This window comes from Stieleria sp. JC731 (assembly GCF_020966635.1).
Lineage (GTDB): Bacteria > Planctomycetota > Planctomycetia > Pirellulales > Pirellulaceae > Stieleria.
Window position 1 is genome coordinate 625,627 of the sequence record NZ_JAJKFQ010000011.1, and the last position, 15,609, is coordinate 641,235.

Here is a 15,609-nt window from a genome sequence, read left to right on the forward strand (position 1 = left end):
TATGGCAAAAACGAAGTGGACTAGCGTCACGAAGGGAAAGCAAGCCATCGACACCAGCGATGCTGCTGAATCGATGACGAATGAGTTTCTGGCCAAGTTTGCCGTCGAGTACAAATCTTCGGAACTGCATCGTTTGCCTCAGCTTTCCGAGTTGTGCAACTGCCTTCAAATCGTTCTGCGTTCAGATCTCGGTCGGTATTGCAGCGAAGGCCAAGACAAGGATCTTGTGTCGGTATCTGCAAAGACAAAGGCATAAACTACGATCACGTTCGATGTCACTACAGCGACAAACGCGAGTCATCGCGGTCGGATAGAAGGATACAAAATGGGTTGGCTGAAAACAGAAAACGATGGTGCCGGGCTTTACTTTAGCGATAGCGGCTTGGACGTTTGTGCTGACTTTTTGCAGCAGTTTGCACTGCATTATCAGGAAGAACTTGGACGGCAACCGAGTCTTGCTGAACTGACATACCATCTGGAGCAGGGATTGAATCAAAACCTCGATGATTTGGTCGAGGACCCGATCAAGGCGGTTTCCGCGATCAGTGTCAAAACAAAAAAGCGTCCTGCGAAACCAAAGGCCGTCTTAGGCGACCTGCTCGCGATTCCCCTTGGTGGGCATCGTACGATCTATGGTCAAGTCGTCGAGGTGCTAAAACGCGATGATGTTGTTGTCGAGGTTCTTGATTGCGTGTCCGATGGGACACCCAACCTCGCACTGGCGATGCAGGCGAAACCTTTGGCTCAGTTCCGAGTCGAACAGACAGGCGTATATTGGAGCCACTGGAAGGTAATTGGGAACCGATCGGTTCCAGATGGCTATCCGGTTAAAAAGGTCGCCTACAGTTTGCCGTGTTTCGTCGCAGAAATTGAATTCGTGGAAACACTCCGCGATTCCAGCAAGTTGCCGAAAGATTATCGGCTCTATGCCGATATCGGCGCTTCGCATCCGGATCTACGCGAAGGCGAATTGGGTTCGATGGTAGAAGTCTTGACGTTTCTGAAAAAGAAGAAACTGCTGTCCAAATCTGGATTGGCTGAATTCGGATCAGGTGAACTGCCAGCGGACTTTGCCTTGCATTCGGAGTTGCTGACCGATCAAGGAGCGGCGTTCTACGACAAAGTCTTCAAAAAGGATTACCAGTCAGGCTACTTCGCAACCGATACCACTCAGAAGATCGAACAATTCTGGGCAGAGAATCACTGATGGTTGTGATGCAGTGAATCGCGTGATGAAGTAATTAAACATTCGCTACAAGTTTTAGATACGCCGCGGCGACAATGGCAGCGATCTCTTGGGCAGACGTTTTCTGCTGGCGATATTCAGGGAATTGTTTTCCGAAACTGAAACGGATGGCACTTCGGCTGGCTTCAGGTGATTGTCCCATCGCACGCAACACATGGTTGTCGGACGATTCCTTAGTCGCACAAGCGGATCGTCGGCTCACAGCGATGCTTGGCATTTGACGAATCAGCTCTCCTGCGTCAACGCCGGGGAATTGAACATTGCTGATGCTGGGAAGTCGGTAGGCGACGTTGCCGTTGATCGACACATCTGACGCCAAGCTTCGCAATCGATCTTCGAACTGTGTTTGGAATCGCTGAAGTTCTGTTTGGTGTTGCTGCATTTCCTCTGCTGCGAGTTCGCAGGCTTTGCCGAAGCCGACGATAGCCGGCACGTTTTGAGTTCCAGCCAGTAAACCTCGTTCTTGTCTGCCGCCTACGACCAGCGGTTCCAATGGAATCCTGGCGATACCGCCGCGTATAAAAAGTGCACCTGCACCCTTGGGGCCGTAAATCTTGTGCGATGAAAACGCCATCAAGTCAACTTGCATGTCACGCACATCGATCGCGACTTTGCCAAACGATTGCGTAGCATCGCAGAATACCAGTGCCTCGTTCCGGATGCCGATTTCGGTAATTGCTTCCATCGGATTCAGGTTGCCGATTTCGTTGTTCGCATGCATCAATGCGATCGCAAAAACACTAGGCCGCTTTGCTGTTTCGTTCAGCCAATCCAGATCGATGTTTCCGTAGGTGTCGACCGGGACTTGATCAACATCGATGGCACCGTGACGCTGAAGTTGTCGGCACGTTTGCAGTGCGGCAGCATGTTCTAGCGGACTGGTAACGATCCGCTGCTGTTGCTTCCGGTTTGCGAAGGCGATTCCTTTTAAGGCCAAATTGATCGCTTCGGTGGCGCTGTTCGTGAAAACGATTTCGTTGGGCGACGCGTTGATTGAATTCGCGATTTGAAATCGAGCCTTTTCGATCGCATCATTCGCGTCCCATCCGAATCGATGATCGCGGCTTCCCGGGTTGCCAAAGCGATCGGCCAGAAATGGCTGCATCTCTAGCAGCACCCGAGGGTCAATTGGGGTGGTTGCGGCGTGATCAAGATAGATCGGCAAATCGATCTCGTTTGTCATGATCGACCCAGGAATCGAGTGATCTGCCAGATCACCAGGGAGCTGACAAATCCGACGTAGCACCAAGTTTCCTTAAAGATAAACATCAGACCGACGAACGCTAGCGTGCTCGCGAAGGTCGTCGCCCCCAACAGGATCAACGTGCTGTGGTAGATACTGTTGCGTCTGATTCCTTGTCGGATGGTTTCGAATGATTCGCTCGAATCGCTGTCTTGTAGTGGCTTTTTGATGCCATCAAGCAACTCCAACATGGCCCCTAATGTCTGCTGCGGAACACTTGGATTTGTGGAAACAGCTTCCTTCAAAACGTCGATGTCGAATCGCTCCTTTTCAACTTGATCGACGATGTCACGAAGCCAAGCGTGAATTATCGCGGTGTCTCGGGCGACATGGATGCCAACGAGAACGATGATCAATGACCATGCGATCAAAAATCGAAGGTCCCAAAAGCAGATTGACGCAGCTATGACCAGCAAGAAACAGACAACGAATTGGATCACCATGTTCCGGTGACGACGCGATCGTCGTTCGATGACCGCTAACGTGTCACGGATCGCGTCGGTCAGTGAGCAAGAGGCGTCGATCGACCCGACTTGAACGTTCCCGGATATTTGGACGTTGGACATAAGGCGGTGGGGATCGAAAGGCGAATGGTCGTTTGAATGAACAGGACCTTTTTGTAACAAAGTCGGTCGATTAAGAAAGCTCGAATCACAAACTGCTCCGTCCCGAATGCCCTCGAATCGATCGCCGGCGAATCAATCAATGTGATTTATGGCCGGAGTCGCGACGAGCACTTCGCGTTTTCCGCCAATCGGGCCCGCAACACGTTCGACGTCCCAGCCGGCGGCCGACATCGCATCTCGGACCACTCGACTACAACTGTACGTGGTCAATGTCGCGTGTGAGGCGACGTATGTTCGCATGCGTTTGAAACAATCGCTCGTCCAAAGCTCGGGGGCAGTATCGGGACAAAACGGATCGTAGTACACCGCATCAAAGGGCATTAAGTGACAGGGGCACTGTGAATGATCGGGGCTCCAATTTAACGCGTCGGTCAGGTGAATATCCACCGTTCGTTTTGCATCGACCGACCAACGAAAGGTACCCGGTCCCGTTGTGTTTGCGTGTGAGCTGCGAAAGTCCAAGTATCGATCGACCAAACCTGGGTAGCTTGACCAAGTCTCTGGATCGAGATAACGCATCGTCGAAGCCGCGATCCAATCGGTTTCCAAGGCCGCGTAATAAAGCTCGGTGTCGTGAAGCAGAGATTGTTCGAGCGTGACGAGTAATCCCATCGCGGTGCCCAGGCCGACTTCAAGCACACTGGTGGGCTGCCGTGAAGTGAGACGTGTGGCGATTCCGCTATTTTGCAAGTAGACATGCTTGGTTTCAGATAACGCACCACAGCCGCTATGAAACGAATCGTGTGTTCCGGTCTTCAAAAGCGTTCGGCTTCCGTCATCGGTGACCATGACTTGCAGATCCGGTCGGTCGGTAGCAAAAGTCTCGCGGATAGGGATTGGCATCGTGATCGACGATCAGCGTGAAGGTGAATTGCAACGGCGTCTGAATCCCCGACATTCTAGCGACCGTTGGCGATTTTTTAATTGTGGCTCCCTGGCGAAGTGCTCTTTCTGTCTCGATGACCCCGAAGCCCGGGGCCACCTCACATGACGGTGAGACAGGGCTTCAGTACTTCCGAGATCGGTACTATCACACCGGCAGGGGAAGATTCTGCTCCAGAGATCCGATAGCGTATCGCAATGGGAAGAACTTGAGGTCATATGTTGGTGATTCTCCGCTCAAGTTCTTGGGGCCACGAGGTCTTGAGCAAAACAGTTCACTGGTGATTGACACTGGTTCGTTTGGTGAAGGAATGGTAATTGTGGGCTTTCCACCGAGCGGGATTTCGTCACGAGAGGCGGCTAACTGTTTTACACAGGTCTACGGAGAATTCAAAACAAAGAAAGCGGGCTTTGTCGTTTGTTGCAAAGGCAAGGAAGTTGCCTGCGCGAGTATTCCAAAGTCTGATTCCATGCAGGCGGATGCGATTCTTGCGGTTTGCATCAGAGAGCATGAAAAGACTCGATGATATATTGAACAGCAGAGAAAGGGAACGCTATGAGCCGCCATGGTGGCTCAAACCACACGAGCAGGACGAACGAGAGTGTATCGCCTAACAGAAACAGCTTGAATGTATGCGGAGCGGTCTTGATCGTTGTCGTGATCAAGCCTGTAAAGGGGAGCTGCAAGAGAAAATCGATGACTATGAAAAGATTAAAGATGCGATATGTGGTACCGAATAGTCGCAATCCGATTTCACGGATTCTATGCCAGATGCTCATTCTGTTGCCACCACTTACTTTCAGCTGGATCGAGATGCCAAGCAGTGCGGCACTAGAATTGCCAATCACAATTTCCGCGAGTGCTTCTGGCGGAATGCAATTCCATCAATCGTGGTTTCTCAGCGTCAATTCCGAGGGCGATGCGGTGCTTACGATTGGGATGATAGATCCAAAGGTTGTTAAGTTCTCAGTTTCAAAAGAGCGACTGGAGGAGTTGGCAAAATCTGTTCGGAATGGACCGTTCAAAGAGAATCCGATATGGATCGGCCGTGGAAGCCCGGATGATGTTGTATGCTCACTTACAATTACGAGGGGGGGAAGGACTTGGATGTTTACCTACCAATCTGTGACGAACAACGATGTCGATTCAGAGATGGTCGAGCAATTCCGCAAGGCGTATGACTTAAGGCACAGGGTGCGCAGATTGTTTGATGGATTACAAGGCGTTGATGGAATTCTGGATATGCGTGAACATGACAAAATAGTTCTTTCAAAACTCGATGCTTTCAAGCAAAGTAAGAGAGAGGATGACGCAACCGTACATTCCCTAAAGCATGAACCGCGAGGCAGCGGCGAGAACACTGACTGACGGTTTCTTTATCGCAACCTCGAAGAAGAAAACAGGTCACCTCAACTGGTTCGCTACGTCGCCGAGGAATGCGAGATCGAAGAACCTCTTGGCAAGCGAGAAGTTTGTGGAATCTTCCGCTCGCTAAAGACTCACATCGAATTTCAGACCGATTCAAGTTATCGAAATCAGTTCGCTCTACTTTATCTTCGTTCCGAGCCACTGCTCGTGGCTCAATCAAGTCGATTGAGGTGACTCGCCCGAAAAAACAACGGAGTGATGTGGGAAATACCATGTGACTGACTTATTGCTCCCAGTAGGCAACGACTTCCTGGCAGCCTCGCGACCGATTGTGGCGGGCGCAGCTCAAAACCGTGTTGTCGATCGAATACTCGCCTCCTCTTTTGCCTGGATTAATGCGATTAGGTTCCGAACTGGCACTCATGCAAGCTCTTCCAACTTAAACGACGTTGAGCCTTCTCAAGCAGGAAGCGACAGCCAGGTGTGGAGTGAAGAATAATCTGCTCAAATCTGGTTAGGATGTCGACTAGTTAGCAAAAGTCTCGTTCGCGGCATTTCTTTCGGTGCAATCGCCTTTGATCGATTCTGAACCGACATTGATTTGATTCGTCCGTGTGAGATTTGTTAGAATTTGGGTAGTCGGCCATTTGGATCTCCGGTCCAGTTCTCCTCCACAAACGGGCGAGGGGAATCTTTTCTAGGCTGTTCCTCGATCTGCGAGGTGCGACATGACAATTCCAGTCGCGTTGGAATCCCTTGAATCGGATCATCGATGTGATCTCGACCGTCATTTACATCGGATCGACATCTTTAAAGTCGGTTTGGTCAATTCCTTTGGTGTGAATCTGCGGTCGGTGCGAAGACGGGTCGATTCGAATGATTCGAGCCGGCGACAGCCTTTTCACTATTTGCCGGAAGTGATCCCCTTCATCCAGCCTCGGGTCACGCAGCTATCCGCAAAGCAACGTGTCGCATTTGAGTCGATCAAGGAATACGCGATTGAGTCCTTTTGGACGTTGTATGCGAGCTTCCTTCCCTTGTCGCATTCGATCAGTCAAAACGCGGGAATCGATTCCGAAGAGATCGAGCCCACGTTGGGACGTTCCATCATCCTATTTGATGTCTCGCGCGGGACCAAGTTCGCGACCTACGTCGATAAAAGCTTGCGTGAGTCAGTCAAGAATGTGCGAGGCCGCCGGTTTGCCGAGTCGTTGCAAATTCCTGTCTCGGCTGGGCGACTGGTCCATAAACTCAATTGGCTTCTTCAGCAGCGGGAGTTCGATCTTGGGCGTTCATTGTCGATCGACGAAAGCGAGCAAACGGTGATGGACTTCCTGTTGGCACAGCCGGTTCGCTTTCACCCTACCACGATGCGTCGCGTCGCAGAGGCGGTTCGCGACGGGCGTCCCAAGCTTTCGCTGGACCGTTGTTTAGAGTGGATGGAACCGTCGTCAAATGCGGCGGCCGAATCCAGCTTTGGGCATGATGGCTATGTCGAGCATGTCGACCAATGCCAGTATCAGCTTCGGCAGATTCATGAAGCCATGCAAAGGGCCTCGTTTAGCGACGAGGAGCGAGCGATAGTGCTTGGCAGTTTGGAATTGCCGCATGATGCCAGTCGGCTTCGCGCCGTCAGTCGAAACTGCACCAGCGCGACCCTTCGGAAACGATCCACACGTCTGCTGATCCGATTGATGGCGGCGAGGTACGCTCCTCAGTCCCCCCGATTCGGATGGATGATCAACACGACAGCTGTCGGCGCATTGGAGCGTCTTCGTGAGCAAATTGAAAAGATCGAGTCGGCTCGCGTTTCAGAAACTGCCGTTTCATCTTTGCCTGAAGCGTCCAAGCAAAGCCGCCTTGGTGCGAAGTATGGCGAGAAGTTCGTCGAAGAGCTTTTGAACTGGATGTCGGTAAGCAGTTCCGTGTATCGGATTTCGATCGCCGAGCGGGGGCACATCGCACAGTATTTGTTGGACGCGCAGCGATTGGAGAATTCCGGGCCGCCAGATAAACCTAGTCTGGCGGGCAGTTCGCAGTCCACCGAAACGGACAGGACGTCTGGCGGGGGGCATGGTCTATCGTCATTGGCGTTCAGTAAATTGCGGGCGGCTCTGATCGAGCAAGATCGATTGGGATTTCCCTGTTGTTCCGAATAAGACGGCCGGATCCAGAAATCGAGACCATGATGCCCTGGCTTTTGCGATGCCTGAAAGTCGATTTCATCGCCTGATCGGACTGGAAAATGCCTCCTACCAGCAAAAACGGCAGCTTTCATTGGTCAACCGCTAGGGACCGACTAGAATTTACTGTGGACCTTTCCTACGAAATCGCCCAACTCGCACCTACGGGTTCGCTGGAGTAAGGGCATCCCTGCGGGGCTTAGCCCGGCAGTGCTAGCGACGGGAAGGACCTACCCTTTTTTACTTGTCAAAATTCGACGCCGAAGATTCGTCAGTCATGATGCACCGCGCCAAAACGATGTTCCGCGCCAAATCTCTGTTGGCATGCTGTTTAACCGTTGCCAGCTCCCTTGCCGTTCCGCAGCCCAAACCCGTCAACGCGGGCGAACTGATGTCGCCTTCGGTGGCAACGCAGTTGGGGCTAGAGCAAGCTTGGCGGCGACAGCTGCGTGTCGCCTACGGTGCTCAGTCGATTGTTGATTTTCAGATCTATGTCAGTAAATCAAATCCCCGCGAGTACGTCGAAGTCGTCGGGCCCGCTCCTGAGGGCGGCGAAGCACCGGTAATGTTCCGGATCGCAACCGACCAGAAGGACGCCGCTGGTCAAGCGGTCGGCACAGACGAAGCTCAACGATTGGCCCGCCGTGAAGTCACTCGTATGGCTCGCCGCGTTCCGGGGGCGACAATCCGCACGACCTCGGTGCCACGCGTTTACGTCTACACGGTCGCCTCCAACGGAACGGTCGATTGCCGCGATGCCGAATCAGGACAGCCGATTTGGGTGTCTCAAGTTGGCAACCCAGAGCTGAACTATGGAAAGCTGGGCATCGACGATCAGTACATCAGTGTGCCCAACGGCGGAAACATCATTCTGCTTGATGCGACTGATGGACGCGAAATCGATACAAAGGCAACAATCGACGTGCCACTGTACGGCGCGATCAATTCCGGCGGGTTTGTCCTCGTCCCGACCATCCGAAAAGGCGTCGAAGGCTACCGCCTGTCTGACTTGGCAGAAAAAGTCACGACGGTTCGATACATGCAAACCGTGGAAGGATTGGCTTTGGAGCCACTGGCGAAATCCCCAACTTCGCCAATCGTCTCATGGGGTACCGATCGTGGATTCGTCTATTTTATGGACGTCACTAGTTCTCCCTCGGTCATTTTCAGGCTCGATACCGCCGGTATCGTCAGTGGTCGTCCGGCAGCCGCTGGTGGCGACCGATTCTTCTTCGCAAGTGAAGGCGGCCAGGCTTACGCCGTCCACGCGACCCGATTGGGCGACGTTCTTTGGAGCCAACCGTTGGGTGAGCCGTTCTATGACACACCGTTTCTGTTGGGTGATAAAGTCTTTGTGAACTCGGCCTACGGAAACCTGTTCGCGCTTAGTGAAACGTCTGGGATTCCAGTTTGGAACGAACCCACGGGAAGCGTCGCGAAGATTTTAGGTGGGATTCCGGGTCAACTGTTTGTTCGCTTGATGAGCGGTCACTTCGCTTCGATCAATGTCAAAGACGGATCGATAAGTCACGTTGTTCCGTTGGCGAAATCTGACTTTCTGGCCATCAACCGGCTAACCGATCGACTGTATGTGGTCGATTCACGCGGAGTCGCCCAGTGTCTACGCCCCATCGGTAGCAAAGACCCGAGTATCCTGCATCCCGACGACGCTGTACCTGAAGCTGCGGTTGAAGAGGAAACGACGCCATCCACTCCTGCAGAAACCAACCCTACAACTGACCCATTCGGCGCTGGTGGCGACAATCCATTTGGCGGCGGAGCTGGAGCAGATCCCTTCGGTGCTGGCGGTAACGATGGCGGTCAGATGGACGATCCCTTCGGTGCACCTGCCGGTGGCGGCGGCGATCCGTTCGGCGGCGACCCGTTCGGGAACTAACAGGCTGTTGAATTTCAATCGTCGCCTTTCGCTCCATGAAAGTAGGGTTCTTTCCCGCTGGTTTTGCAGAATACAAGGCGACTTGGCTATGCATCCAACCTGAATTCGCCAAGTCACAAAGCTGCGGATTGGCAATCGGTGAGATCGGTTGCTAAGCAAAACAAGTCGAAAACCGATTGATCAAACGACACAAAAAAACCTCCGACCAGCGGTCGGAGGTTTTTTATTTGGCTTGTCTTGTTGAGGTCACTTCGCTTGCCGGTCGATCAGTCTTAAAACCGCAGCCGTGACGTTTAATTCGGCTGATTATTCAACGCTGTCTTGTTCTTGGTCGTCCCAGGACTCATCCCATTCAACCGAGTCCTCGTCACATTCGTCGAGGCCCAGGGCGTCGATTTGGTCGTCGTTAAGTTTGTAGTAGCCGAGTTCCTTGATCACTTCGAGGACTTCGCTGCAGGTTGGGAACATGCGTCCGCTGCGGCGTTTGTAGTCGTCCATCGCTCGCATGAATTCGATTTCTGGATTCGAATAGTCTCGCTCGCAGGTTGTCGGATCGATGTGGCGACGACGCTGTTTCTTGCGACGCGGATTGGTCATCGCTCCAACATCAGTCGCGTTTGGATCGCCGCCACGGCGTTCTGCACCGGGGGTGCGTCGGTCGATCGTGACAACTTCTTGAGAAGCGTTGTTGACAGTAGGGTTGGAATCAGCTGTCGAAGGCATGCAAATAGTCCTTGTGATTCAAATAAACCATCCGGCCCCGTGCGGGTGCCAGAACGACGCGGTCAGCTATGTCGATCTGGTAAGGTTTAGCGATGGTTCGTGCTGGTAGGCGGTTGAACGCTGGGCCACAAAAAGTTAGCACGCGGATTAGGTAAGAAACTCCGATTGGCGACTAGATTCCGTTTAAAGGAAGGTTGATATCTAGCGAAGATTTCCGGTGGTAACGATCGCAACGATCGAGAGCTAATCTAGCGGCGGGTAAGTCGACTTCTAGAACCAGTCCAAGGCGATTCATTGTGCCGCCTGTATCACTGTGCAAATTCGCTGTGCAGATATTCGAGCCCGGGAGATTTCGCGCTGCGGGGACTATGGAAGGTTCCCGGGGCAAAAGAAGATGTGAGCTCGGATTTGCCGAGCTGGTCGATTGGATCGTTCAGTGACCGTCCACGGGCAAAGAATTACGCCCCAAGCGGTTCCGGCATTTTTCCCTGATAGCGATCATCGGCGAATCGGCGGTACCAAGTGGCGATTCGACTAAGCAGCTGAGGATCGGTGGATTCGTCCGCGGCCTGTTCGACACGCATTGCAAATTGGTGCAGCGTTTCGCCTGGCCCACGGACCAGCGAGTGTTTGCGAAGCCGTCGATCGACGCGGGACAGCATTTGACGGCTTTCGTATTCTGCAGGATCACCGAACGCCATCAGTTTGCGTCGATGCCGGAACCAAAGCAGGATGACGACTAGCCCGAACATCGGTAGCTGTGCGACTTGGAACAGGAAGGTTAGCGAATCTGATGTTCGAAACGAGAGCAACCAACCGGTCAGCCGTGCAAGGATCGAACGCTCTTCGGTTTCTTCAAAAAAGCCATCCGAAGCGCTGCCGAGTTCATCGGTCAAACTTTCAGGATCGCTGAATGTTCGATAGCTTCGTCCAACAGTCGCCTCGACCGGAAACCATCGCTCCGTGATGTCGTCGTAGGCTTCGATCCACGCATGTGCATCCCGGTTTCTAGCGATGTAATATTCGCGATCGTCGCTCAACTCACTCATCACATATCCGGTTACGTAACGAGTGGGAACGTTGACGGTACGCAGCATCAATGCTGCTGCGGAGGCAAAGAATTCGCAGTGCGCGGGGTGCTTTGAAGTCAGAAAATGGGCGACCGGATCGACATCTCGGGGACTTGGGTGGCTATCCAAGGAATACTTGAAGTTGTTTTGAAAGTAGTCTTCGATCGCTTTGGCTTTCGAACGAGCTGTCAGTCGGCCGTCGCAAACATCTTCGGAAAGCGATTTGATGAAACCACGTAAGGTTGCTGGAACCTGCAGCATGACGTTGCGACGAATTTGTGGCAGTTCCTCAAACGGTGGTTCTGGCCCGATTCCAAGCACGTATGGCCGTTGTGTATCGACGCCTTGCGTGATGACATCTTGGTGAGTCAAGCGAATGCCGTAGACGGATGCTTCGATCCACTCGGTCGATAGGGCGGAAAAGACAAACTGGCCTTTCATCGGGACATTGTGAACTTCGACTGTCCCAACGATGTCGCTTTCCGGATTCTTTCGGACCGAAAAACGAAGGCGGTCGTCTTGGTCGCCACCACGTTTCAATGGTGTTTCTGCTGGCTCGTTCGGGTCGACGAAACGGGACCGGAGGTACATCACGTCGGTCGTTCTGCTTTTGTAGGTCCGTTCCGTCATCGGAGCCCAGGCACCGCGTCGGTAAGTATCAAACACCGTACCACGAAGGTATCCGGGTTCGTTTTCGGCGAATGCCCGCAATGCAATTTCCTTTGGGTCACCGACCATGTGTCGACGGATTTGCCCCAGGCGGCTTCCGCGAACGTATCGCGAACTTCCGATCATCGATCCGCCCGCGACTCGCTCCAGTGAATCACTAAGCCGATCGAGCAAGTCAACGCGAAGCCCAGGAACCATATTGTTGGCGATATGACCTGCGGCCGTTGTGGACATCAACAGCAGCGAAAATGCCAGGATGTAAAACAGCATTGGACTACGCTTGTCGCCGCTGTTTATTGAAACGGTTGATATCGGCAACGGAGCCTTCGCCTTTTCATGCATCCCGTTGTTGAAACGCTGCTCACGGGATTTCAATCGCCGCGTAAAAAGTTTCTGCCGCTTGCGAATCGAGTTGAAAAGTTGCGTCCGGCTGAGGATATGTTCGGCACCCACCAAGTATCCGGCCAGGGTTGCCAGTGCGGCGACCAACTGGCCGCTGATGGTGTGGCTGACTCCGCCGCCGGTAACGGTCATTAACATCGCTATCAAGCCGCACGCCAACATTGCGGGATGCCCGTGATAGGGATTGAGCACCCAAAAGCCCAGGGACACAAAAAGCGTGCCATGTGCGACCGAGTCCACAATCATGGCAACGAAGTTCATGTTGCCAGAGACGTGTGCGTCGACACGTGAAAGGACACCAAAGAGCGTGATGAGCAGCAGCAGAATCGGAGAAGCGAACTTTCGTATCAATCGAAAACGGGCCCGACGTTTTCGCATCGCTTCGGCTTTGGTGAACGAAGCACTCTTGCGACGTGAGCCTTGTGAATCGTGCTTCTTGCCGGATCGAGAGGCGTTTAGACCTTTGGATCGTGTTGCGGATTCGGATGCCGATTGAACGATGTCTTTGGTCAAGCCGTCATATCCGCCCATCAGATAAACGATGGCGACAACTAAGGACGCGGCGCTAGCGAACACCAACATCGTAAAGCCAAGCGTACCGAAAGCCGAACCGACAAATACGGATTGTATGAATAGGATTGTCGGCAGGATGGCAATTCGCCAACGTTGTGGTCGAACGTCATCCGCAGCGATCATCGCGCGTCGTCGGTGGACAGGCTTGGTGGCCATCAATCATTCCCTCGATCGGAAAAAACAGTCGACGCGTTGGGCTGATCATCGACGGTGATGTATTTGGCCGTCGACGGAACCAAGTTGGCAAGCTCCGTTCGTTCCGGTGAATCAAGACCGAACATCGAAAGGATCAGCACGGGCCGTCGGCGACATGCTTCGAGCACTTCGGCAATTTCCGCTTGAGCCTTTTCTGGTGAAACCGGTTTGGCGGCGGCAAGTCGTATCAGCATCGAATCAGATGCTTCACCTGACGTTTGTTGATTATTGAAGCTTTCTTGGTCTGGCTGGTCGGTCACATGCAGTGTGAGCTGCACTCGGCGACTCGTGATCTCGTTAATTGCCGTTGTCGCGATCGACATCAGTCTTTCGAACTTGCGTTGATCTTCTGTCAATTCCACCGCGTTATTGGCGTCGGTAGGAATTCGCTTCTGTGACGTATCCACAATCAGCGTGACCGCTTGGATCGATGGCGATTGGTATTCGCGAACGATGGGGCGTCCCAATCGCGCCCACGAGGCGAAATCCCAACGGCGGACCGGGACACCGACTTGGTATTCTCGATTACCGACATACTCAACCGGTGCACCGGCGACGAGCTGCTGAGTCCAGTCACCAATCTCCGCCAGCATCATTCGTGACGTCGGGTCATCATGAGGATTCGCTGGTATGGGAGTGATCGCGATCTTGGTATCGCAGTCCAGTTCTGATCGATAGTGAAAAAGGTGAAATGGGAATGACGAGACGACTCGAAATGGAGGCAGCGAGTGGATTCCACGCGCATCGAATCGCATCGCACCGTGCCACTGCATCTGTTCGCCACTTCGCAAAATCATGACCGATACCGGTGGCGACGCGTCCCAGTGACGCAGTAGCAACGCACGACTGATCGCACGCAAGCCCTCGCGATGGAAGCCGACTCGCAGGTTGATCGCCGGCAATAAACGTGGGTTGGAAAGGCGGACGCTAAGGGAAAACGCTTCACCTGCCACGGCGACGCGTGGCAGCGAAACATTGATTTTCAACTGAGGACGCATGAAGCGATTGATGCTGAACCCTACGATCAGGATCGCAAAGAACGCTCCCATCATGCCGCTCCAAGGGAACCCCCAGATAACGTTCAGCGTCATGAATACGCCTAGCAGCGCAAACACGGACGCGTACGTCATGCTGTTTCGCAGCGATAGATATCCACGCAGTGGCGCGGTAATGGTTTGACGCAGACGTCGAAGCCAAATTTGAATCTGCCGATTCATGTCGAACGCATCGGATTCCGGGGTGCCGACCGGTGGAGTCCCCTTGGTCGAGATCCCTTTGCGTCCTGAATTATCGGGGCGTCCTGAATAGCCCGCCGAAGCTGAACCTCGGTCGGTTGATTCGCCCGAGACGTCCAGACTCACACAATCACCTCAGTTTGGCGGAGCAGTTCGTCGATCACTGCGGCAGCATCGTTCCATGACCCGGAAACCGATCGCATCGATATTCGGTGTGCCAACACCGCAACGGCAACTTCTTGGATGTCGTCGGGCAACACGTAGCTGCGGCGACTGAGCACTGCCCTTGCTTGTGCAGCACGAAGCAGCATCTTTGATCCACGGGGGCTGCATCCGACACGCAGTCGACTGTCTTGCCGAGTGGCATTGACTACCTCGACAAGGTAGCGCGCGACTTTGGGATCAACGCTGACTTCACGAACGTAGCGTTGCAAGCTGGCCAGTTCATCGCGGTGCATCACCGGTGTCAGTTCGCTTGACGGATCTTTGGCGGCTTGATCGAGCAACAAGTCAACTTCGCTTTCGACGTCCGGATAGTCCATCGACAGTCTGAACAAGAATCGGTCCAGCTGTGATTCGGGCAGCGGATAGGTGCCTTCAAAGCCACTGGGGTTCTGTGTGGCAATGACGATGAACGGTCGTTCCAATCGGTACTGCGACGAATCGATCGTGACCTGCGATTCGGCCATCGCTTCGAGCAACGCACTTTGAGTCCGCGGTGACGCACGGTTGATTTCGTCAGCGATCAACAAGTTGCAAAAAATCGGACCACGCCGAAAATGAAACTCGCCACTGGTGGGCTGAAAGATCGCATTGCCCAAAATGTCCGAAGGAAGCAAGTCAGGCGTGCATTGGATGCGTTTGAAGTCCAGGTCGATTAGCGACGCGATCGACTTCGCCAGTGTTGTTTTGCCGACTCCGGGGACGTCTTCCAGCAGAACCGAACCCTCGGCCAGAATGCATGTCAGCACGGAATCGATAACGTCGGCCTTGCCGCGAATGACGCCCTGCAGTTGATCACGGACCTGTTCAAGTTTGGCCAGCAGTTGATCAGGGGTTTGCTGATCAGTGCTTTGCTGACCAGTGTCTTGCTTATTTGGGGGTTGTCCGTCAGAGCCAGCTTTCGCGACGACTTCGGCGGTTGAAACGGATGTCTCTAGAGGGTCGCTGCCAGCTGTCATCGCTTCGTGCTCTCGATTCAATTCGGAGTGATGCTGCTCGCCTGAAGTAGGAGGCGATTGGTCCGCAGACTCGGACCCGAAATCGTTTTCTTGGGTGAACACGCTGTTCCTCCAA

13 protein-coding genes are annotated in these 15,609 nt (G+C 53.4%); 6 read left to right on the top strand and 7 right to left on the bottom strand.

Annotated elements, in window-relative coordinates; translation table 11 throughout:
• Position 1 precedes the first annotated feature (1 nt).
• Both LOC67_RS19240 and LOC67_RS19245 read left to right on the top strand, forming a co-directional pair.
• Positions 2-256 (top strand): hypothetical protein, encoded by a 255-nt coding sequence (locus tag LOC67_RS19240; RefSeq protein WP_230264353.1) that lies wholly within the window; start codon positions 2-4, stop codon positions 254-256.
• Positions 257-325: 69 nt separating this feature from the next.
• On the top strand, positions 326-1,207 hold the full coding sequence (locus tag LOC67_RS19245) for an immunity 26/phosphotriesterase HocA family protein (protein WP_230264354.1): 882 nt from the start codon (positions 326-328) through the stop codon (positions 1,205-1,207).
• Positions 1,208-1,241: 34 nt separating this feature from the next.
• Here LOC67_RS19245 and LOC67_RS19250 read toward each other — a convergent pair whose 3' ends face one another.
• The 3 genes from LOC67_RS19250 to mnmD all read right to left on the bottom strand — a co-directional run bounded on the left by LOC67_RS19250 (position 1,242) and on the right by mnmD (position 3,958).
• Positions 1,242-2,429, bottom strand: a complete 1,188-nt coding sequence (locus LOC67_RS19250; RefSeq protein WP_230264355.1) for a cysteine desulfurase family protein — start codon at positions 2,427-2,429, stop codon at positions 1,242-1,244.
• Complete coding sequence (locus LOC67_RS19255) at positions 2,426-3,055, bottom strand: hypothetical protein (protein WP_230264356.1); 630 nt, start codon at positions 3,053-3,055, stop codon at positions 2,426-2,428. The genes LOC67_RS19250 and LOC67_RS19255 overlap by 4 nt, the downstream gene beginning before the upstream one ends.
• 132 nt (positions 3,056-3,187) lie before the next feature.
• Entirely contained in the window at positions 3,188-3,958 is a 771-nt protein-coding gene (mnmD, locus tag LOC67_RS19260) for a tRNA (5-methylaminomethyl-2-thiouridine)(34)-methyltransferase MnmD (RefSeq protein ID WP_230264357.1), read from the bottom strand.
• Positions 3,959-4,074: 116 nt separating this feature from the next.
• Here mnmD and LOC67_RS27770 point away from each other — a divergent pair, with 116 nt between their 5' ends.
• The 4 genes from LOC67_RS27770 (at position 4,075) to LOC67_RS19275 (ending at position 9,446) form a co-directional block, all read left to right on the top strand.
• Positions 4,075-4,524, top strand: coding sequence for an RHS repeat domain-containing protein (locus tag LOC67_RS27770; RefSeq protein WP_410001161.1), 450 nt, complete (start codon positions 4,075-4,077; stop codon positions 4,522-4,524).
• 245 nt (positions 4,525-4,769) lie between these two features.
• Positions 4,770-5,366: a hypothetical protein gene (locus tag LOC67_RS19265; protein WP_230264358.1), complete on the top strand. Its 597-nt coding sequence runs from the start codon at positions 4,770-4,772 to the stop codon at positions 5,364-5,366.
• 728 nt (positions 5,367-6,094) lie between these two features.
• The gene (locus LOC67_RS19270) at positions 6,095-7,525 is read left to right on the top strand and encodes a hypothetical protein (protein ID WP_230264359.1); all 1,431 of its coding nucleotides are present in this window, start codon (positions 6,095-6,097) and stop codon (positions 7,523-7,525) included.
• Positions 7,526-7,826: 301 nt separating this feature from the next.
• On the top strand, positions 7,827-9,446 hold the full coding sequence (locus LOC67_RS19275) for a PQQ-binding-like beta-propeller repeat protein (RefSeq protein WP_230264360.1): 1,620 nt from the start codon (positions 7,827-7,829) through the stop codon (positions 9,444-9,446).
• A 306-nt stretch (positions 9,447-9,752) separates the two neighbouring features.
• Here LOC67_RS19275 and LOC67_RS19280 read toward each other — a convergent pair whose 3' ends face one another.
• From LOC67_RS19280 to LOC67_RS19295, 4 genes are all read right to left on the bottom strand, one after another.
• A complete protein-coding gene (locus LOC67_RS19280; RefSeq protein ID WP_230264362.1) occupies positions 9,753-10,169 on the bottom strand; it encodes a hypothetical protein in 417 nt (138 codons plus the stop codon).
• A 458-nt stretch (positions 10,170-10,627) separates the two neighbouring features.
• Complete coding sequence (locus tag LOC67_RS19285) at positions 10,628-13,039, bottom strand: transglutaminase-like domain-containing protein (protein ID WP_230264364.1); 2,412 nt, start codon at positions 13,037-13,039, stop codon at positions 10,628-10,630.
• Entirely contained in the window at positions 13,039-14,439 is a 1,401-nt protein-coding gene (locus LOC67_RS19290; protein WP_230264366.1) for a DUF58 domain-containing protein, read from the bottom strand. Before LOC67_RS19290 ends, LOC67_RS19285 begins: the two co-directional genes overlap by 1 nt.
• Positions 14,436-15,596, bottom strand: a complete 1,161-nt coding sequence (locus LOC67_RS19295; protein WP_230264367.1) for an AAA family ATPase — start codon at positions 15,594-15,596, stop codon at positions 14,436-14,438. Before LOC67_RS19295 ends, LOC67_RS19290 begins: the two co-directional genes overlap by 4 nt.
• Between the last annotated feature and the right edge of the window lie 13 nt (positions 15,597-15,609).